This window comes from Mesorhizobium sp. BR1-1-2 (genome assembly GCF_020165435.1).
Classification (GTDB): domain Bacteria; phylum Pseudomonadota; class Alphaproteobacteria; order Rhizobiales; family Rhizobiaceae; genus Mesorhizobium.
Window position 1 is genome coordinate 233,642 of the sequence record NZ_JAIUID010000006.1, and the last position, 18,597, is coordinate 252,238.

General features: G+C 63.7%; 19 protein-coding genes, 1 tRNA gene and 1 riboswitch. Of the genes, 15 read left to right on the forward strand and 5 right to left on the reverse strand.

Annotated elements, in window-relative coordinates; genetic code table 11:
* Window positions 1-4: 4 nt before the first annotated feature.
* From LB551_RS16440 to LB551_RS16470, 7 genes are all read left to right on the forward strand, one after another.
* A complete protein-coding gene (locus LB551_RS16440; RefSeq protein WP_224659866.1) occupies window positions 5-826 on the forward strand; it encodes a biotin--[acetyl-CoA-carboxylase] ligase in 822 nt (273 codons plus the stop codon).
* A gap of 93 nt (window positions 827-919) precedes the next feature.
* The gene (locus LB551_RS16445; protein ID WP_140495590.1) at window positions 920-2,590 is read left to right on the forward strand and encodes a ribonuclease J; all 1,671 of its coding nucleotides are present in this window, start codon (window positions 920-922) and stop codon (window positions 2,588-2,590) included.
* Window positions 2,591-2,691: 101 nt separating this feature from the next.
* Window positions 2,692-3,096 (forward strand): methylmalonyl-CoA epimerase, encoded by a 405-nt coding sequence (gene mce, locus LB551_RS16450; RefSeq protein ID WP_224627754.1) that lies wholly within the window; start codon window positions 2,692-2,694, stop codon window positions 3,094-3,096.
* The gene (locus LB551_RS16455) at window positions 3,093-3,377 is read left to right on the forward strand and encodes a DUF1467 family protein (protein WP_140495592.1); all 285 of its coding nucleotides are present in this window, start codon (window positions 3,093-3,095) and stop codon (window positions 3,375-3,377) included. Before mce ends, LB551_RS16455 begins: the two co-directional genes overlap by 4 nt.
* Before the next feature lie 633 nt (window positions 3,378-4,010).
* A complete protein-coding gene (proS, locus tag LB551_RS16460) occupies window positions 4,011-5,339 on the forward strand; it encodes a proline--tRNA ligase (RefSeq protein ID WP_224659867.1) in 1,329 nt (442 codons plus the stop codon).
* Complete coding sequence (locus LB551_RS16465; protein ID WP_224659868.1) at window positions 5,336-6,622, forward strand: lipoprotein-releasing ABC transporter permease subunit; 1,287 nt, start codon at window positions 5,336-5,338, stop codon at window positions 6,620-6,622. Before proS ends, LB551_RS16465 begins: the two co-directional genes overlap by 4 nt.
* Window positions 6,622-7,302 carry an ABC transporter ATP-binding protein gene (locus LB551_RS16470; protein WP_140553648.1) on the forward strand — a complete coding sequence of 227 codons (681 nt, stop codon included), beginning with the start codon at window positions 6,622-6,624 and terminating at the stop codon, window positions 7,300-7,302. The genes LB551_RS16465 and LB551_RS16470 overlap by 1 nt, the downstream gene beginning before the upstream one ends.
* 78 nt (window positions 7,303-7,380) lie before the next feature.
* Here LB551_RS16470 and LB551_RS16475 read toward each other — a convergent pair whose 3' ends face one another.
* Entirely contained in the window at window positions 7,381-7,578 is a 198-nt protein-coding gene (locus tag LB551_RS16475) for a hypothetical protein (RefSeq protein WP_224627757.1), read from the reverse strand.
* A gap of 421 nt (window positions 7,579-7,999) precedes the next feature.
* Between LB551_RS16475 and LB551_RS16480 the strand changes: the two genes are divergently transcribed.
* Complete coding sequence (locus tag LB551_RS16480) at window positions 8,000-9,247, forward strand: site-2 protease family protein (RefSeq protein ID WP_224659869.1); 1,248 nt, start codon at window positions 8,000-8,002, stop codon at window positions 9,245-9,247.
* A gap of 16 nt (window positions 9,248-9,263) precedes the next feature.
* On the opposite strand, the gene lipB is transcribed toward LB551_RS16480, so the two are convergent.
* Window positions 9,264-10,007 (reverse strand): lipoyl(octanoyl) transferase LipB, encoded by a 744-nt coding sequence (gene lipB / locus LB551_RS16485; protein WP_140896111.1) that lies wholly within the window; start codon window positions 10,005-10,007, stop codon window positions 9,264-9,266.
* A 180-nt stretch (window positions 10,008-10,187) separates the two neighbouring features.
* Between lipB and LB551_RS16490 the strand changes: the two genes are divergently transcribed.
* The 3 genes from LB551_RS16490 to LB551_RS16500 all read left to right on the forward strand — a co-directional run bounded on the left by LB551_RS16490 (window position 10,188) and on the right by LB551_RS16500 (window position 12,397).
* A tRNA-Leu gene (locus LB551_RS16490) sits at window positions 10,188-10,272 on the forward strand.
* A gap of 194 nt (window positions 10,273-10,466) precedes the next feature.
* On the forward strand, window positions 10,467-11,885 hold the full coding sequence (gene mgtE, locus LB551_RS16495; protein WP_224659870.1) for a magnesium transporter: 1,419 nt from the start codon (window positions 10,467-10,469) through the stop codon (window positions 11,883-11,885).
* Between the two features lie 125 nt (window positions 11,886-12,010).
* Entirely contained in the window at window positions 12,011-12,397 is a 387-nt protein-coding gene (locus LB551_RS16500; RefSeq protein WP_006203215.1) for a MerR family transcriptional regulator, read from the forward strand.
* Window positions 12,398-12,647: 250 nt separating this feature from the next.
* Here LB551_RS16500 and LB551_RS16505 read toward each other — a convergent pair whose 3' ends face one another.
* On the reverse strand, window positions 12,648-13,124 hold the full coding sequence (locus LB551_RS16505) for a methyltransferase family protein (RefSeq protein WP_224627763.1): 477 nt from the start codon (window positions 13,122-13,124) through the stop codon (window positions 12,648-12,650).
* Entirely contained in the window at window positions 13,121-14,125 is a 1,005-nt protein-coding gene (locus LB551_RS16510) for a DUF1624 domain-containing protein (RefSeq protein WP_224659871.1), read from the reverse strand. Before LB551_RS16510 ends, LB551_RS16505 begins: the two co-directional genes overlap by 4 nt.
* 231 nt (window positions 14,126-14,356) lie before the next feature.
* On the opposite strand from LB551_RS16510, the gene LB551_RS16515 reads away from it, so the two are divergent.
* The gene (locus LB551_RS16515) at window positions 14,357-15,556 is read left to right on the forward strand and encodes an MFS transporter (protein ID WP_140639084.1); all 1,200 of its coding nucleotides are present in this window, start codon (window positions 14,357-14,359) and stop codon (window positions 15,554-15,556) included.
* 3 nt (window positions 15,557-15,559) lie between these two features.
* Here LB551_RS16515 and LB551_RS16520 read toward each other — a convergent pair whose 3' ends face one another.
* A complete protein-coding gene (locus LB551_RS16520; protein WP_224659872.1) occupies window positions 15,560-16,729 on the reverse strand; it encodes an aromatic ring-hydroxylating oxygenase subunit alpha in 1,170 nt (389 codons plus the stop codon).
* Window positions 16,730-16,863: 134 nt separating this feature from the next.
* A riboswitch (cobalamin riboswitch) is annotated at window positions 16,864-17,060 on the forward strand.
* Between the two features lie 35 nt (window positions 17,061-17,095).
* On the opposite strand from LB551_RS16520, the gene LB551_RS16525 reads away from it, so the two are divergent.
* Genes LB551_RS16525 through cobU form a run of 3 tightly spaced genes read left to right on the forward strand, consistent with a single transcriptional unit; the run spans window position 17,096 to window position 18,596 of the window.
* On the forward strand, window positions 17,096-17,275 hold the full coding sequence (locus LB551_RS16525; RefSeq protein WP_224659873.1) for a CbtB domain-containing protein: 180 nt from the start codon (window positions 17,096-17,098) through the stop codon (window positions 17,273-17,275).
* Window positions 17,276-17,290: 15 nt separating this feature from the next.
* Window positions 17,291-18,088: a CbtA family protein gene (locus tag LB551_RS16530; RefSeq protein WP_224659874.1), complete on the forward strand. Its 798-nt coding sequence runs from the start codon at window positions 17,291-17,293 to the stop codon at window positions 18,086-18,088.
* Window positions 18,081-18,596: a bifunctional adenosylcobinamide kinase/adenosylcobinamide-phosphate guanylyltransferase gene (gene cobU / locus LB551_RS16535; protein WP_224659875.1), complete on the forward strand. Its 516-nt coding sequence runs from the start codon at window positions 18,081-18,083 to the stop codon at window positions 18,594-18,596. The genes LB551_RS16530 and cobU overlap by 8 nt, the downstream gene beginning before the upstream one ends.
* Window position 18,597: the final 1 nt, after the last annotated feature.

The window sequence follows — 18,597 nt, forward strand, 5'->3', positions numbered from 1 at the left end:
CGGGATGGCATTTCGGCTGGCTCCAACCTCGGCGTCGGAAGGGTTCCGGCTGGAGGCGCATGACAGTGTCGGCTCCACCAATGCGCTGGCGCTGGATCATGCCCGGGCGGGCGACCCCGGTAGATTGTGGGTCGTTTCCAAGAAACAGGAAAGCGGGCGCGGGCGGCGCGGCCGCGTCTGGGCGACACCCGAGGGCAATCTGGCGGCGACGCTGCTCGTCCTCACCGGGGGCGAGCTTCGACTCGCCGCGACGCTCGGTTTCGTCGCCGGCCTGGCGCTGGCCGATGCGCTCGACGCCGTGGTGCCGAAGGGCCGGATCGCCATCGGCCTCGACGGCGGCAGTGAAGGCAAGAACCGTTTCGAGCTGAAATGGCCGAACGACGTGCTCGCCTCCGGCGCCAAGCTCGCCGGTATCTTGCTGGAATCGGCCATGCTGGACGGCGGCCGTTTCGCGGTGGCGGTCGGCATCGGCGTCAATGTTGTGGCATACCCTGAGGATTTGCCGTATCCCGCGACGTCGCTTCACGCATTGGGTGCGGCATGCGATGCCGAAACGCTGTTCCTGGCGCTGTCGGATGCCTGGAGCGAGAATGCCCGCCTGTGGGACGACGGGCGCGGACTTGCCGCCGTCAGGCGACGCTGGCTGGCACGCGCGGCAGGGCTTGGCGGCGAGGTTGCTGTCAGAATTGACGGTAATGTGGTGCGCGGGGTGTTCGAGACCATTGACGAGGACTGCCGTTTCGTGATCCGCGACGATGAGGGCCGGGTTTTGACGATCGCCGCCGGCGATGTGCATTTCGGCGCGGTCGCATCCGCCCGGGCATAGTTTTGTTTTTGCGCAATTCCAGACGGAAACCGTTACAGACTTTTCGCGGAATTGCTTCAATGGCTTGGCCTGAGGGCCAGGAAGGAAAAAATCATGGCGAAAGCGGAAAACGCCGAACTCGTCTTCGTGCCGCTGGGCGGCGTCGGCGAGATCGGTATGAACTTCGCTCTCTACGGCTATGGCCCGCCGAGCGCGCGCGAGTGGATCGTCATCGATGTCGGCGTCACCTTTCCCGACGCGGCGCATCCGGGCGTCGACCTGATCCTGCCCGACACGCGCTTCATCGAGGAGAACATCGCCAACCTGCGCGGCATCGTGATCACCCATGCGCATGAGGACCACTATGGCGCGCTGCTCGATATCTGGCCGAGGCTCAAGGCGCCGGTGTGGATGACGCCGTTCAGCGCCGGGCTGCTGGAAGCCAAGCGCCAGGGCGAGCAGGGCGCGCCGAAGATCCCGCTGACCATCTACCGCGCGGGCGAAAAATTCACCGTCGGTCCGTTTGAAATCGAGGCGATCCCGGTCGCGCATTCGATTCCCGAACCGATGTCGCTGGCCATCACTTCGCCGGCAGGCACCGTCATTCACACCGGCGACTGGAAGATCGACCCGGCGCCGACGATCGGACCCAAGACCGACGAAGCGCGGTTCCGCGCCTATGGCGACAAGGGCGTGCTGGCGCTGGTCTGCGATTCGACCAATGCGATGCGCGAAGGCGAATCGCCATCGGAAGTCGCGGTCGGCGAGGGGCTGAAAGGGGTTATCCAGGCCGCCAAGGGCCGCGTCGCCGTCACCACCTTCTCCTCCAATGTCGGCCGTATCGTTTCCATCGCCAAGGCGGCGCGCGATGCCGGCCGCCAGTGCCTGGTGCTCGGCCGCTCGCTGAAGCGCGTCATCGATGTCGCCGGCGAACTCGGTTACATGGACGGTCTGCCGGAGTTCATCGCCGAGGAGGATTTCGGCTTCATTCCGCGCGAAAACCTGGTTGTCATCTGCACCGGCAGCCAGGGCGAGCCGCTGGCGGCCCTTGCCAAGCTTTCTCGCGACGAGATGAAGTCGGTGTCGCTGACCGCCGGCGACACGGTGGTGTTTTCCTCGCGCACAATTCCCGGCAACGAGAAGGCGATCCTCGAAATCAAGAACCGCCTGGTCGATCTCGGCATCAAGATCATCGAGGACGGCGATGCGCTGGTGCATGTCTCCGGCCACCCGCGGCGCAGTGAATTGCGCAAGATGTATGAATGGGTACGGCCGCAGATCGGCGTCCCCGTGCATGGCGAGGCCGCGCATCTGGTGGCGCAGGGCTCGCTGATGTCGACGTCGGGCATCGGCCAGGTGGCGCAGGTGCGCGACGGCGACATGCTGCGGCTCGCTCCCGGCCCTGCCACGATCATCGACCAGGTGCCGTTCGGCCGCATCTACAAGGACGGCAGGTTGATCGGCACCGACCAGGCGATGGGCATTCGCGACCGTCGTAAACTGTCCTTTGCCGGCCATGTCGCGGTCAATGTGGTGCTGGACGAGAAGTATGAGCTCGCTGGCGATCCCGATCTGGTCGCAATCGGCGTTGCAGAGGCCGATGCCAGGGGCGAGACGCTGGAGGACCTGATGATCGATGCGGCAATCGGCGCGGTGGACTCCATCCCCCGTCAGCGCCGAAAAGACCTCGACCTGGTGCAGGAGGCGGTACGCCGTGCCGTACGCGGCGCCGCCAACGAAGCCTGGGGCAAGAAACCGCTGGTGACTGTATTCGTCACGCGGTGACGAATAGGGGAATAAGGCAGTAGGGGAGTAGGGAGAATGAGCCGTTGCTTTTCTTCTGTCTTGTTTCCCTACTGCCTTACTCCCCTAAAGCGGAGCGCTCTATGCTTGGACGCCTGAATCATGTCGCGCTCGCGGTGCCGGATCTGGCTGCGGCTGTCGCTTCCTATCGCGACACGCTCGGAGCCGAGGTCAGCGAACCGCAGGCGCTGCCCGGGCATGGCGTCACCGTGGTGTTCGTCAATGTCGGCAACACCAAGATCGAGTTGCTGGAGCCGCTCGGCGAGGGTTCGCCGATCGCGGCTTTCCTCGAGAAGAACCCGTCGGGCGGCATGCACCATCTTTGCTACGAGGTCGACGACATCCTTGCCGCGCGCGACCGGCTCCAGGCCGCTGGCGCCCGGGTGCTGGGCGACGGCAAGCCGAAGACAGGCGCGCATGGCAAGCCTGTGCTGTTCCTGCATCCGAAGGATTTCTTCGGCACGCTGATCGAACTGGAGCAATCATGAGCTGGGTTTCGTTCACCGCACTGTTCTTCGCGACCTGGTGGGTGGTGCTGTTTGCCGTTCTGCCGTTCAGCGTCAGGACGCAGGATGACGATCGTGACGTGACGCTGGGCACGGTGCCGAGCGCGCCGCGTGGGCCACATATGCTGCGTGCGGTGATCCGCACCACCGTCGCCACGGCGGTGCTCATGGGCATTTTCTACGGCCTGACGCACGGGCTGGGATACAGCCTCAACGACATCCCGCACATCGTGCCGGAATTCGGCCAGGCCACGGCAAAATAGCAGCATTCAAATCGGGCTTTTGCGCTTCGGGCGAGGCCGCGCCGCCATTCGGCGTCGGCGCATCCGTTCAGGCTTCAAAAGTCATGACGCGGGGGTAAGGTGGTTTGGCAACGCATTGCGCTAAGCAGATGATTGCACAAAAAAAATGCAAGGCACAAGGCCTTGCAATTTAAACGCGTCCGATCTGTTTCCGGTTTCCGGCGGCAGCGAGTAACCGCGCCTAGATCGCATCCTCCCAAGACTTTGACCGCGTAGGAGAACAGATTTTTCTCTGCTCTCTCGGTTATCGGGGCACATTAGCCCAACGGAAATGAAAATGTCACGAAGAATTTTGCCTTGAAACGGGCATTCTCGTGCTGCACTGCACAATAGTGTGGCAGCCTTTGCTTGGGAAACCATCAGCAGGGTGTTTTATGCAACCGTGGCTCCTTCGATCGTCCAGCATTCGCGGCGCGCGCGAGGGGTGCTCAAAACCTTTTCCTTCCGCGCGCCACGCCGTTCGTAAGCTGAATTTCCGATTTCCGGGTCAATGCGCCCGGGTTCCCATTGCGCCATGAAATGGCTATGAAGCCGGGGCAAGCAAGCCTGCGTCGCACCGATTCTGGCGCGGCCTCCTCATTCACGGACCAGTCCATGCGTCTGTCGCGCTATTTCCTGCCCATCCTCAAAGAGAATCCGCGCGAGGCGGAGATCGTCTCGCATCGGCTGATGCTGCGCGCCGGCATGATCCGCCAGCAGGGGCAGGGCAGTTTTTCCTGGCTGCCGCTGGGCAAGCGGGTCCTGGACAAGGTCTGCCAGATCATCCGCGAGGAGCAGAACCGCGCCGGCGCGCTGGAAATCCTGATGCCGACCATCCAGTCGGCCGATCTGTGGCGCGAAAGCGGCCGCTATAACGACTATGGCAAGGAGATGCTGCGCATCAAGGACCGCCAGGACCGCGACATGCTCTACGGGCCGACCAACGAGGAAATGGTCACCGAGATCTTCCGCGCCTATGTTAAGTCCTACAAGGATCTGCCGCTCAACCTCTACCATATCCAGTGGAAGTTCCGCGACGAGGTGCGGCCGCGCTTCGGCGTCATGCGCAGCCGGGAATTCCTGATGAAGGATGCCTACTCCTTCGACCTCGACTTCGAAGGCGCGAGAGCCGCTTACAACAGGATGTTCGTGTCCTATCTCCGGACCTTCACCCGCATGGGCCTACAGGCGATCCCGATGCGGGCCGACACCGGCCCGATCGGCGGCGATCTCAGCCATGAATTCATCATCCTGGCCGACACCGGCGAAAGCCAGGTGTTTTGCCATCGCGACTATCTTTCGCTCGGCGTGCCCGGAGCCGACACCGATTTCTCCAACGACGCCGAGATATCCGGCATCGTCAAGACCTGGACGACGCCTTACGCGGCCACCGACGAAATGCATGACGAAGGAGCCTGGGCTGAGGTTCCCGACAGCGACAAGGTTTCGGCGCGCGGCATCGAGGTCGGCCATATCTTCCATTTCGGCGAGAAATACTCCAAGCCGATGGGTGCCAAGGTGACCGGGCCCGACGGCAAGGATCATTTCGCCTCCGGCGGTTCCTACGGCATCGGCCCGTCGCGGCTGGTCGCGGCGATCATCGAGGCCAGCCATGACGAGAACGGCATCATCTGGCCGGAAGCGGTGGCGCCGTTCGATATCGGCCTGATCAACATGAAGGTGGGCGACGCCGACTGCGACCGCGTCTGCGATGAGCTCAACGCAGCTTTCACCGCCGCCGGCAAGGATGTGCTCTATGACGATACCGACCAGCGGCCGGGCGGCAAGTTCGCCACCGCCGACCTGATCGGCCTGCCCTGGCAGGTGATCGTCGGACCGCGCGGCGTGGCCGCCGGCGAGGTCGAGATCAAGAACCGCAAGACCGGCGAGCGCGTGACGCTGCCGATCGCCGATGCGAAAAAACGCTTCGGTGCCGCCGCATGAGCGAGGCGGCGGCAGCGAGACCGGCAGGCGCCGGACCGTTTTCCATCTTCGAACGCACGGTGGCGTGGCGTTATCTGCGCTCGCGACGCAAGGAGACGGTAATCTCGGTCATCGCCTCGATCTCCTTCCTCGGCATCATGCTGGGGGTGGCGACGCTGATCGTGGTGATGGCCGTCATGAACGGGTTCAGGGCCGAGCTGCTCACCCGCATTCTCGGCGTCAACGGCCATCTGATCGTGCAGCCGCTGGATTCGCCGCTTGAGGACTATGCGCAGGTCGCCGGCCGCATCAACGGCGTGGCCGGCGTGAAATACGCCATTCCGCTGATCGACGGCCAGGTGCTGGCGCAAGGCAATATCGGCGGCGGCTCGGGCGCGCTGGTACGCGGCATCAGGGGCGAGGACCTTGGCAAGATCGCCATTGTCGCCAGCAATATCAAGCAAGGCTCGATCGCCGATTTCGACACGGGCGAGGGTGTCGCCATCGGCAAGCGCATGGCGGAGAATCTCGGCCTGGCGCTCGGCGACACGATCACCCTGATCTCGCCGGACGGCGACGTGACGCCGCTCGGCACGACGCCGCGCATGAAGGGCTACAAGATCGCGGCGATCTTCGAGGTCGGCATGTCGGAATATGACAGTTCCATCGTCTATATGCCGTTCTCGGAAGCGCAGCTCTATTTCAACATGGATGGGCGAGCCCAGACGATCGAGATCTATGTCGACAATCCCGATGACGTCGACGCGCTGAAACCGAAGGTGGAAGAGGCGGCGCAGCGACCCATCGACCTCGTCGACTGGCGGCAGCGCAACGAGACCTTCTTTTCCGCCCTGCAGGTGGAGCGCAACGTCATGTTCATGATCCTGACCCTGATCGTTCTGGTGGCGGCGCTCAACATCATCTCCGGGCTGGTCATGCTGGTGAAGGACAAGGGGCACGACATCGCCATCCTGCGCACCATGGGCGCCTCGCGCGGTGCCATCCTGCGCATCTTCCTCATGACGGGCGCGGCGATCGGCGTCACCGGCACCATCGCCGGCGTGCTGCTCGGCGTGGTCATCTGCCTCAACATCGAATCGATCCGCGAGTTCTTCTCCTGGATGACCGGCAAGGTGCTGTTCAATCCGGAGCTCTATTTCCTCAGCCAGTTGCCGGCGAAGATGGATCCGCGCGAGACGACCTATGTCGTCATCATGGCGCTCGGCCTGTCCTTCCTGGCGACGTTGTTTCCGGCATGGCGGGCGGCCCGCCTCGATCCGGTCGAAGCGCTGAGGTACGAGTGATGGCGCAGGCCATTATCGAGTTGAAGAGCGTCGAGCGGCACTATGTTCAGGGGCCGCGCAAGCTCACCATCCTGAACGGCGCGGATTTCTCGCTGAAGCGCGGCGAGATGGTGGCGCTGGTGGCGCCGTCCGGCACCGGCAAATCGACGCTGCTGCATACGGCAGGGCTCCTGGAACGGCCCGATGCCGGCGACGTGATTCTCTCCGGCCGGGCCTGCGGCCGGCTATCGGACGACGAGCGCACCTCGATCCGCCGCAACGATGTCGGCTTCGTCTACCAGTTCCACCACCTGCTGCCGGAGTTTTCGGCGCTGGAAAACATCATGATGCCGCAGCTCATCAAAGGGTTGCCGCGCAAGGAGGCAGCCGAGCGCGCGGCGCAGCTGCTCGACTACATGCAGATCGGCAAGCGCGCATCGCACCGGCCGTCCGAACTGTCGGGCGGCGAGCAGCAGCGCGTGGCAATCGCACGCGCGGTCGCCAATGCGCCGCTGGTGCTGCTGGCGGACGAGCCCACCGGCAATCTCGACCCGGTGACCGCTTCCTATGTGTTCGAGGCGCTGGAGGCATTGGTGCGACAATCAGGCCTCGCGGCGCTGATCGCCACCCATAATCACCAGCTGGCAGAGCGCATGGACCGGCGCGTCACCCTGGCAGAGGGCAAAGTGGTGCCGCTCTAACCTTAACAACGTACAGCGAGATTTCCGCGAGTTTGGTTTACCGTCAGGGATACTGATCTCTCCGGGAGTCCCTCAGGATCAGAACCGCCAATGAGCCTTCAGTGCGATCAGGGTGGATGAGATCGCGATCATCACCAGGATGAGCAGCCAGGTTACAAAGTTGCGCGAGAGGCGCCACCGGCGGCCTTGTCTCATGCGCTTTCGCCAGCGATCAGCTTGATTGGCGCCTTCGTGTTGCCCCACGTCCATCACTCGGTAGCCGGACAGCTTACCCACTATTGTCTCGACTAAGATTGAGTGCAAGCAGGCGCTCATCCCATACGCCAAGGGACGATAGCGTCGCCGACATCTTCCTGACCTGTTGATGGTCCCGCGCCGTCAACCTTTTCTTAACCGTGCCGGTTTGATCGCTCAAAAATTCCGGCTGCGGGCGGATTCTGCTCGTTGACTTTGAAACAAAATTAGAACAAATTGCGAACATATCAACAACGGGAGAGAGTTATGACCGATCTGGTTCAGGATGTCGTCTCGCTGGTTTGCATGAGCACCTTCCTCATTTCCATGGCGATCTGGATCGGAGCCATGTGAGGTGACGGTGTCTGCCGTCGCTGTTACGGCGGGCGAAAGTCCGCTTTGCCGTTAAGCCTTTCTTGCCGCCATGGCGCTAGGGTATCGCTCCTGAAAGCAGGAGCGCCGCGTGTCGCCCATCGTCACCGCCTTCCTCGTGGCCAGCAATCTCGGGCTGATTTTTCTCCTGATGAGCGTGCCGCTTGGTTTGCGCACCATCAGGCTCAGCCGCACGGTCGCGGCAGACCGGCAGCGCCTGTGGCAGGCGCTGTGGCCGCTCGGGAGCAATGCCGGCTGGTCCGGCGAAATCCTCTCGGCAGAGATGCTGGGCGAGGGACTGGTCCGCACCAGAATGTCCTGGGAGGGCCGGGACGGCCTGCCGATCGAACGCAAGGCCCTGCTCGAGAATGTCGTGCACGGCAGGTGCTTTTCGATGCGCGTCATCGAGGACACGGCGCTCGATCCGTCTTTCTGGGCGCATTATCGGGAAACCGCGCAGTTGGTCTCGATTGGCGAGGCCACCCGGGTGACGCTCACCCAGACCGACCGTTACCGCGGCGTGGCATTCCTGGTGTTCCGCTATTTCGCCATGCGCCGCGAACTCGCCAAGCTGGATGGCTGGGCAAGGACAGGGCGGTATCGCAAGGGCGGCTGGTTCGAACATCCGCTGAGCCAGCTCGGCTTCGCCGCTCTGTCGGCATTCATCCTGTGGCCGTTCTTCGGGCTTCACCGCGGCGGGCTGGCGCTGGCCGCGATCCTGACTTCCGTTGTCGCCCTGCACGAGCTCGGCCACATGGCGGCATTCCGCCTGATGGGCCATCGCAGGGCGCGCATGATCTTCATCCCGCTCCTCGGCGGCGTCGCCATTGGCGGCCGGCCCTATGACAGCCGTTTCGAAGTCGCGTTCGTGGCGCTGATGGGCGCCGGGTTCTCTGCTTTCCTGGTGCCGTTGGCGATGATGGGCAGTACGTTTGCAAGCGCGGAAGGGTACTGGCTTACCGCGACATTGCTGGCGACACTGGCGGGCTGTGCCGCCCTGTTCAACATCGCCAATCTGGTGCCGGTGTGGAAATTCGATGGCGGCCAGGTGCTGCGCCAAATCTGCCCAGGGCCGGTCGCGCTGGCGCTGGCCTCCTTCTTCCTGCTCTCGGCTTTCCTGACGCTTGGCTGGCAGGCCGGCTTTTCCATTGGCTTTCTGCTCGCGGCCGGCGCGGTCTTTGCAATCCTCAGCCTTCTGACAGCGGGCAGCGGAGTGAAGCCGCGCCACGAACTGAAGCCGATCCGCACAGCCGACCGTTTCGTCATCGCCGGCGCGCTGCTGGCGGTGTTCGTCATCCACGGCTATGGAGTGCTCTGGGCGTCGGCACGGCTGATCTGAGCTGTCTGGGAAGCGTTCAGCCGGCCTCGCGGACTGTTTCCAACGGTAAGGCCGTAGCCGGGCCGAAGACGTCCTCGAACGCTGATTTCAGCGCCAGATCGAGATCGGCCATCGTCACCGGCAGCCCGAGATCGACGAGGCTGGTGACGCCGTGGTCCTGCACGCCGCACGGCACGATACCGCTGAAATGGCCGAGGTCCGGCTCGACATTGATGGCGATGCCGTGAAAACTCACCCAGCGCCTGAGCCGAATACCGATGGCGGCGATCTTGTCTTCGGCGGCAGAGCCGTCCGGCAGGGCAGGGCGATCGGGCCGCACCACCCAGACGCCGACGCGATCCTCACGGCGCTCGCCATTGACGTTGAAGGCGGCCAGCGTGCCGATGATCCATTGTTCGAGGGCGGCGACGAAGGCGCGCACATCCTCGCGGCGGCGTTTCAGGTCGAGCATGACGTAGGCGACGCGCTGGCCCGGCCCATGATAGGTGTATTCGCCGCCGCGGCCGGCCGAAAACACCGGGAACCGGTTGGCGTCGATCAGGTCCTCGCTGCGCGCACTGGTGCCGGCGGTATAGAGGGGCGGATGCTCGACCAGCCAGACCATCTCGCCGGCGGCTCCGCTGCGGATCGCTTCGGCGCGCGCCTCCATGAAGGCGAGCGCTTCGGGGTAGGCGGTGAGGCCGGGCTCGATCGCCCATTCGACGGGCGCCGAACCGGGCAAAGGCAGGAACGACGTGGCGATCTGGCTGCGTTCTGGCATGGGGTGTCTCTTGTTGTACTCCATATGGCGATATCGGGCCGAAACGTCCAGTTCGCGGTGCATTTTGGCGCTTTGATCCGTTATGGCAATTCCCAGCGATTAAATGCTCGGGGCGCACTTGTTTCGCCGGAAACGATTTGCTACACGCCGCGAGCCGGTCGGTTCCGGCTCCTACCACGTGCGGTCGTGGCGGAATTGGTAGACGCGCAGCGTTGAGGTCGCTGTGGGGCAACCCGTGGAAGTTCGAGTCTTCTCGACCGCACCATTCTCTCTTCCCAGAATCTCATTTGTAGCGGCACCTCCAGCCCTACGGCACCGCGCATTTCGTTTGATATTCCCGCGCGTTACGCCAGTTTCTTTTTGAGCGTCGGATTTTCCCGAAACCGGTTTCCACTTTCGGGTCCGATGTTCTAGACCTGAGACGCACCTTTTCCAGGATTGCAATGGCGGGAGGCGCTGGTGGAAGGCCAGGACGAACGGACGACCGGCGCTGGGATCGCTGACGAACACCACGCCGACATCTACGGTGAGGACGGCGCTATCCTTTCGTCCTTTCTCGCCCAGATCGGCGCGGCGATCGCCGACCGCGATACGCTCACGCTCAAGCGTGAGGTCGACGACCTGCACCAGTCGGAAATGGGCGACCTGATCGAGGCGCTGCATCCCGACCAGCGGCGCGCCCTTGTCGAGCTTTTGGGGGCCGACTTCGATTTTTCCGCGCTGACCGAGGTCGACGAGGCGATCCGCATGGACATCGTCGACAATCTGCCCAACGCGCAGATTGCCCAGGCGGTGCAGGAACTCGATTCCGACGACGCTGTCTACATCCTCGAGGACCTCGAACCGGAGGACCAGGACGAGATCCTGTCGCAGCTGCCGTTTACCGAGCGGATCAGGCTCCGTCGCTCGCTCGACTACCCCGAGGAGACCGCCGGGCGGCGCATGCAGACGGAGTTCGTCGCGGTGCCGCCGTTCTGGACCGTCGGCCAGACCATCGACTACATGCGCGAGGACAAGAACCTTCCCGACCGCTTCAGCCAGATCTTCGTCATCGACCCGAGCTTCAAGCTGCTTGGCGCCATAGACCTCGACCAGATCCTGCGCACCAAGCGCTCGGTCAAGGTCGAGGAGGTCATGCATGAGACGCGGCATGCCATTCCGGCCACGATGGACCAGGAAGAGGCCGCGCGGGAGTTCGAGCAATATGACCTTCTGTCGGCCGCCGTCGTCGACGAGAACGAGCGGCTGGTCGGCGTGCTGACCATCGACGACGTCGTCGACGTCATCCAGCAGGAAGCCGAGGAAGATCTCCTGCGCATGGGCGGCGTCGGCGACGAAGAGCTTTCCGACAGCATCTTTTCGACCTCGCGTTCGCGTGTTCCATGGCTGCTTGTCAATCTCCTGACCGCCTTCCTCGCGGCATCGGTGATCGGCCTGTTCGACCATACGATCGAGCGCATCGTGGCGCTTGCCGTGCTGATGCCGATCGTGGCCGGCATGGGCGGCAATGCCGGCTCGCAGACCATGACCGTTACCGTGCGGGCGCTGGCGACAAGGGATCTCGACATCTACAATGCCGGCCGCATCATCCGTCGCGAGATGGGCGTCGGTTTCATCAACGGCATCGTTTTCGCCATACTGATCGGCATCGTCGCCGCCGTCTGGTTCCGCGATGCCAATCTGGGAGGCATCATCGCCGCGGCCATGATCATCAACATGTTCGTTGCGGCTCTTGCCGGCATCCTGATCCCGCTGCTGCTCGACCGCTTCAAGGTCGATCCCGCGGTCGCTTCGGCGGTCTTCGTCACCACGGTCACCGACGTCGTTGGCTTCTTCGCTTTTCTCGGCCTTGCCACGTGGTGGTTCGGCGTCCGTTGATCCGGCTCAATTGACTTTTACGTAAATGCCGTGCGAGGCTCGGCGACAGGCAGACTGCGGCCGATTCCGGCAGGTCTGCGGCGGACGGAGAGCAGCAATCGCCAATCTCCGGCTATGGGGTGAGAATGCGGGAATATTATTCGATCACCGAGCTGACGCGCGAATTCGACGTGTCGACGCGGACCTTGCGCTTCTACGAGGACGAGGGGCTGGTGCAGCCGGTGCGGCGGGGCCGCACGCGGCTGTTTCGTCCATCCGACCGACACCTGATCCGGCAGATCATGCGCGGAAAACGGCTCGGCTTCTCGATCAACGAGATCCGCGAAATCATCCAGATGTACAAGGAGCCGCCTGGCGAGGTCGGCCAGCTGAAGCTGATGATCAAGCGCATCGAGGAAAAGCGCGAGGATCTGAGGCAAAAGCGTCGCGACCTCGAGGAGACATTGGCCGAACTCGATCAGGCCGAGGAATCCTGCGTCGAGCGGCTGGTCGAGCTGGGCGTGAACACGTAGCGGCCTTCCCGGGCACTTCTCCCCGTATAGTGACGGGAGAAGGGGGCTGGCCGTAATCTCGGCCTCCTTCCTGCAACATTGGCGATTGGCGAAACCGCCGATGACAGCGCTCCTCTCCCCGTCACTATACGGGAGAGGATGCCGGTCGGCAGGTGAGGGACGGCGCCGACGTCGACAAATTGTTGGTCTCCGCCACAAATCGGAAACTGTCATCTTCCCGATATGGCTCTGGCAGCCGGCATTCAGATGCTCAAATCCAGCGCCGCACTCGTTTGGCATAGTCGCGGTATTTCTTGCCGAACTTTGCCGCCAGCATCTTTTCTTCCTTTTCCACCGCGACCTTCTGCGTGACGAAGGCGGCGATGAAGGCGAGCGGCAGGAACCAGACGATCCCGGAGATGAAGGCAACGCCGATCAACAGCAGCGTGTTGGCGAGATACATCGGGTTGCGGCTGACGCCGAATGGACCCGAGGTGACGAGATGGTCCGGCACGGCGTTGGGGTTGAGCGTGGTCTTGGCCCGCGTCATGGTGCGGATGGCGGTGAACCAGAGTGCGGCGACGCCGAACAGCGCCACCCAGCCGGCCGCGTAGAGGAGGTCGCCCAGGAGGTCGCCGATCCAGGGCAGGGGAAAGAGCAGGCCGAGCGCGATGCTGATGGCGATGGCGGCGATGTAGATCAGCGGCGGCCACGGTATCAGCCCAGGTTTGGGCGGGGTCTCGGTCATTCGACACCTTCCTCCGTCATCTTGCTGTCGGTCTGGGCCGTGCAGGTGCCGGCGAGATCCGCCAGATGCGCTCTCCATTCGGCGGTCTGGTCGTTTTTGTAGAGCCGATCAAGCGTGGCCTCGCCCTCCAGCGTGTCCAGCATGCACCCACAATAGCTCGAACAGAACTTGCTGTCGCGCTGCTGTTCGCACGAGATCTGGCAGGTCTTGAGAAAGTTCACCTGCGGGGTTTCGACCTTGGCCGGCATTACTTGCGAGAACAACCAGACACTGCCGATCAGCAGCGGCTGATGGATCAGGTAGAAGGCCAGGCTATGCCGGCCGATGAAGACCAGCGGGTAGGACCAGCGCCCGGGTGCCACATCCGCCAGGCGCGCCAAGGCGCCGAAGCCGGAGGCGAGCTTGGTCGCTCCGAGGCCCACAAGCACCGCACCGAACCACGGGAACAACGGGACATAGTCGTTGGAGTGCGGGTTGACCGCGGAAAGGCCGACCCACCACAGCCAGGGGTGATCGAACGATTCCAGCCGAAAATAGAAGGGAATGGCGATGACCACCGCGGCGATCAGCAGTGTGAGCAGCGCCGGCAGACGCAGGAATGCCAGCCCAAGCAGGCTCGCCAGCGCGATCTGGTGCAGGATGCCAAAGAAGATCCACCCGTCCGGCGTGGCGATACGGGTGGCGACCGAAATGGCGATCGCCGCTCCGGCGACCATGGCAAAGCGTCTCCAGAAGCCGCTCCAGCGGATCTCTTTGCCATGGGCGAGATACAGGCTGACGCCGACCAGGAACAGGAAGGTCGAGGCGATGCAGCGAGCATAGAACTTCCACCAGCCGAAGGCGGTCAGGCCGGGATCGGTGTAGCCGAAGAATTCCAGGTCCCAGGTGAAATGGTAGCTCGCCATGGCGATCAGCGCGATGCCGCGCAGCATGTCGATGGCGACGATGCGCTTGGTCTTCGGCAACTCCGCGGCGGGCATGGTCGGCGTCTGGATGCTCATGGTCTCGCGATCTGATTCAGCCCCGCACGAGGACTATCACGGTTACGCCGGACAAAAGAAGGCCGTGAGCTTCGATACGGACGGTCAGCCGGCGCTGTGTCAGGCGCGCCTTTAGGCCAGCAGCGGAAAGCCTTTGACCGGCTTCGTTTTAACCGGGGCACGTCGGTTTCCTGTTACCGGCCGCGAAATGATGGCCGCAGATTTGGCCAGTGATTCTGCTTTGGGGAAGCAATGTCCACGCATGTGCGCCATCCGATCTGGCTACCGGCCCTCAAGGCCGCGGATGCGCGCACCTTCGCCTCGCTCTACGCGGTCGAATCCTTCGCTCGCGCCACGGTGTCGAGCGTCATCCCGATCCAGGCCTACGAGATCCTCCACAACGAGCAGATCGTCTCGATCCTCTACACCATTGTGGCGATGCTCGGCCTGTCGGTGACCTTGTTCATGCCGATGCTGATCCAGCGCTTCGCCCGGCGCTGGGTCTACACGGCGGGCGCCTGCCTGCTGGCGATCGGCTCGTTGTTCTTCGTCACGCATACGCTCGCCGGGCAACTGGCCGGCATGCTGTGCCGTGTCATGGGCGCCAGCGCGCTGTCGATCACGCTCAACCTCTATATCATGGACCACATCCGCAAGACCGATTTCATGCAGGCCGAATCGCTGCGCATGGCGTGGTCGATGTTTGCCTGGACGGGTGGGCCGACGCTCGGCATCTTTCTCTACACGCGCTTCGGCATCTATGCCGCGCATGGCGCGGTCGCCGTATTCGCCTTGGCCCTGCTGGCGTTGTTCTGGACCTACCGGCTCGGCGACAATCCCTCGATCCGGCCGGGCAAGACGCGCCCGGTCAACCCGCTCGCCAATATCGGTCGCTTCGTCGCGCAGCCGAGGCTGAGGCTGGCCTGGCTGATCGCCTTCGGCCGCTCCTGCTTCTGGACGACCTTCTTCGTCTACGGACCGCTGTTCATGGTCATCACCGGTGAGGGCGAACTGGCCGGCGGCATTCTGGTTTCGGCGGGCAACGCGCTTTTGTTCATGGCGATTTTCTGGGGCAAGGCGGGCAAGCGCTTCGGCGGCCGCAGGACCATGACATTTGCCTATTTCGCCATGTCGGCGATGCTGCTGGCGGCGGGTGCCGTCGGCGAAAGCGCGCCACTCATTACCGGCGCCTTCCTGCTCTGCGGCGCCTTCTTCACCATCGCGCTCGACGCGCTGGGCTCGACCGCCTTCATGCGCTCCGTGCGCTCTTACGAGCGGGCGCAGATGGCTGCGGTCTACCGCACCTATCTCGATTTTTCCGAACTGACGCCGCCGCTGGTCTATTCGGTGGTGCTGGCCTTTTTCGGCCTCGGCTCGGTTTTCGTCACGCTCGGCCTGCTTGCGGCGGTCTGCGGCTATGTCACCTGGCGGTATCTGCCGAAGTCGCTGTGAAGCTTACGGCACAAGCGCAGCGTGCCGTTCGCGTACCCAGTCGTGGAAGCGGTGAAGGTCGTATTCCTCCGGCATCAGCACGCCGGCCTTGTGGCGCATGGAGCGCAGCCCTTTCTGGTTGACCTCGCAGATCGCGGCATCCTCCTCCAGCACCTGGGTGCCGAAGCCGACGATATTGTCGATGTCGGTGGCGGCGAGCGCGTCGGGCGCGAACAGCCATTCGGCGGTCAACTCGGTCTGTTCGGGGCCAAGCGGCACCAGCCGAACGGACCTGACATAGTCGACGTGGCCGACGATGAACATCGAGGGCAGGCTGGTGGCATAGGTCTGGCCGGCGGCGCGCTCGGCCGGTGTCAGGCCCGAAAAGACCGGCCCATGCGCCTGACCGTCACGCGACCATGTTTCGGCACCCGCCCGCAGCCCGCCGGAAAACTCCGGCGCGTCATTATCGGCGTGGCGCGTCCATTCAGGATCGTCGTGCCGGCCCATCAGGCCTCGGCCATAGATCGGCACCAGTCGCGACAGGTCCTTGTGGACGCCCGGGCAGTGCAGGCATTCGTTGAAGTTCTCCCAGAAGATCTTCCAGTTGCAATCCATCACCTTGCGCAGCACATGGCCTGACACGAGGCTTTCCAGCGGCCAGTTGCCGAGATCGCCGGAGGCCGGGTCGAAGGATGATTGCGCCGAACCGGCCGCATCCTCGGCGAGATTGACGAAGACGAAGCCGCGCCAGACCGACAGCGCGACGCGATAGAGCGGATGGTCCGCCTTGTCGAAACCGTCGGGCAGCGTTTTCGACGGCACGCGTACGAGATCGCCGCGCAGCGAATAGGACCATGCGTGATAGGGGCAGGTGATCAGCCGCGCCTTCAACCGGCCAGCACTTTCCTGGCAAAGCTGCGAGCCGCGATGCCGGCAGGTGTTGTGGAAGGCGCGCAGTTCGCCGGTGTCGTCGCGCAGCACGACGATCTCCTGAGTGCCGACACGGAAGGTGCGGAAAGCCAGTGGTTGGGCGAGATCAGCTTCACGGCAGACGAGCAGCCAGTTCCTGTACCAGATGGCGTCGAGGTCGCGCTGGTAGGCCGCTGCATTCCAATAGGCCGAGGACGGCAATGTCGGCTCAGCCCGGGTGAGGCCGTTATAGGCGGGGTGCGGGCTCTGGACGGGCTGCATGGCTGGCCTCCTGTGAGGATGGCAGCCGACACCCGGCCACGGAAATTGTCAATTGCAGCGGAGCAGGCGGCCGGACGGCGCTAAAGCGCTTGTCGTCGTCGGAATTTGGTTTGCCGGATGCGGCGATTTTCCCTATAGTCACCTTCGTCGTCGGTTCCGATTGGAGCCAAGAGGGAATGCGGTGCGGGCAGATTTGCTGCCCAATGCCGTGGCTGCCCCCGCAACTGTGTGCGGTAGTCCTCTCCATATGCCACTGAAGATTTTCTTCGGGAAGGTGGGGAAGGGCGCTGATCCGCGAGCCAGGAGACCTGCCGGCGACAGGAAACTGACTTCGATGCCCTCGGGTGGAGGGTGAAAGGACAAGACATGAATACCGCTTCCGTCTCCCTCGGCGCCTCCATCTCCTCGCAGTCGCGCCTCATGCAGCTCGCGCTCGCGGCGCTGCTCGGCATTTTCGTCGTCGGCTTTGTCGGTTTCTCGCATATCGACGCGGTCCACAATGCCGCGCACGACTATCGCCACTCGATGGCGTTTCCCTGCCACTGATAGGGATTTGACATCATGAACCTGTTTCGCAACGTCGTGTTCGTCGCGGCGATCGCAGGGCTCGTGGCCGGCGTCGTTCTCGCCTGCATGCAGGCCTATGCCACCGTGCCGCTGATCCTGAAGGCGGAAGTCTACGAACAGGCGGGCGGCGGCCATCACCACGACCATGCCGCACCGGCCGCGACCGACAACAACGCCATGAGCGCTGCCGCCCCGGCGGGCAACGCCATGAGCTCCGCGGCGCCGGCAGCCGCTGAAGCTGCTCCGGCGGAAGAGGAAGGCTGGGCGCCGGCCGACGGCTTCGAGCGCTTCGCCTTCAGCGTGCTTGCCAACATCGTCACCGGCATCGGCTTCGCGCTGGTCCTGGTCGCGGTTTCGGAATTCGCGGGCGGCATCGGCAACTGGCGCCAGGGCGTGTTCTGGGGACTGGCCGGCTTTGCCGTGTTCACCCTGGCGCCGGGTCTCGGCCTGCCGCCGGAACTGCCGGCCATGCCCGCCGCCGAGCTTCTGCCGCGCCAGATCTGGTGGACGGCAACGGTGGCGGCGACGGCGATCGGCCTTGCCCTGATCGCCTTCCGCAAATCACTGCCGCTGGCGATACTGGGCGTGGTGTTGATCGTCGCGCCGCATATTGTCGGCGCGCCGCAGCCCGACAGTTTCGAGACGCCGATCCCGGAAGGCCTGCACCATCAGTTCGTGGTGGCGGTGACAGTGACCAACCTGGTGTTCTGGCTCGTGCTCGGCGCTGCCGTCGGCGTGGTGCGTGGACGCTTCACCGGCCGCGCGACGAGCCTGCGCGACAGCTTTGCCTGATCGCGGAAGACTGACCTTCATCATCGGTGGTGCGCGCTCCGGCAAGAGCGCGCACGCCGAAACGCTGATGACGGCCTTGCCTTCGCCATGGGCCTACATCGCCACGGCGCAAGCCTATGACGACGAGATGCGGCAGCGTATCGCGCTGCATCGGTCGCGACGCGGTGAAGGCTGGATGACGATCGATGCACCGCTCGACCTTGTCGGTGCGCTTGAGGCCTTGCCCGACAACCAGCCGGTGCTTGTTGATTGCCTGACGCTCTGGCTGACCAATCACATGCTGGCCGATCATGATGTGGAGGCCGAATGCCGGCGGCTGGCTGAGCTGCTGTCGCGGCCGCGTGGCCCCTGGTTCGTGGTAACCAACGAGGTCGGGCAAGGGATCGTGCCCGACAATGCGCTGGGACGCCGGTTCCGCGACGCCGCCGGCCGGCTCAACCAGCAGGTCGCCGCGATTGCCGATACCGTGCTTTTGATGGTGGCGGGGCTGCCGCTCAAGGTGAAGTGAC

What these genes read in the sequence shown, in the direction of transcription:
- LB551_RS16440 (WP_224659866.1), top strand. Translation starts at nt 5, where the DNA reads ATGGCATTTCGGCTGGCTCCAACCTCGGCGTCGGAAGGGTTCCGGCTG.
- LB551_RS16445 (WP_140495590.1), top strand. Translation starts at nt 920, where the DNA reads ATGGCGAAAGCGGAAAACGCCGAACTCGTCTTCGTGCCGCTGGGCGGC.
- mce (WP_224627754.1), top strand. Translation starts at nt 2,692, where the DNA reads ATGCTTGGACGCCTGAATCATGTCGCGCTCGCGGTGCCGGATCTGGCT.
- LB551_RS16455 (WP_140495592.1), top strand. Translation starts at nt 3,093, where the DNA reads ATGAGCTGGGTTTCGTTCACCGCACTGTTCTTCGCGACCTGGTGGGTG.
- proS (WP_224659867.1), top strand. Translation starts at nt 4,011, where the DNA reads ATGCGTCTGTCGCGCTATTTCCTGCCCATCCTCAAAGAGAATCCGCGC.
- LB551_RS16465 (WP_224659868.1), top strand. Translation starts at nt 5,336, where the DNA reads ATGAGCGAGGCGGCGGCAGCGAGACCGGCAGGCGCCGGACCGTTTTCC.
- LB551_RS16470 (WP_140553648.1), top strand. Translation starts at nt 6,622, where the DNA reads ATGGCGCAGGCCATTATCGAGTTGAAGAGCGTCGAGCGGCACTATGTT.
- lipB (WP_140896111.1), bottom strand. Translation starts at nt 10,007, where the DNA reads ATGCCAGAACGCAGCCAGATCGCCACGTCGTTCCTGCCTTTGCCCGGT.
- LB551_RS16500 (WP_006203215.1), top strand. Translation starts at nt 12,011, where the DNA reads ATGCGGGAATATTATTCGATCACCGAGCTGACGCGCGAATTCGACGTG.
- LB551_RS16505 (WP_224627763.1), bottom strand. Translation starts at nt 13,124, where the DNA reads ATGACCGAGACCCCGCCCAAACCTGGGCTGATACCGTGGCCGCCGCTG.
- LB551_RS16510 (WP_224659871.1), bottom strand. Translation starts at nt 14,125, where the DNA reads ATGAGCATCCAGACGCCGACCATGCCCGCCGCGGAGTTGCCGAAGACC.
- LB551_RS16515 (WP_140639084.1), top strand. Translation starts at nt 14,357, where the DNA reads ATGTCCACGCATGTGCGCCATCCGATCTGGCTACCGGCCCTCAAGGCC.
- LB551_RS16520 (WP_224659872.1), bottom strand. Translation starts at nt 16,729, where the DNA reads ATGCAGCCCGTCCAGAGCCCGCACCCCGCCTATAACGGCCTCACCCGG.
- LB551_RS16525 (WP_224659873.1), top strand. Translation starts at nt 17,096, where the DNA reads ATGAATACCGCTTCCGTCTCCCTCGGCGCCTCCATCTCCTCGCAGTCG.
- LB551_RS16530 (WP_224659874.1), top strand. Translation starts at nt 17,291, where the DNA reads ATGAACCTGTTTCGCAACGTCGTGTTCGTCGCGGCGATCGCAGGGCTC.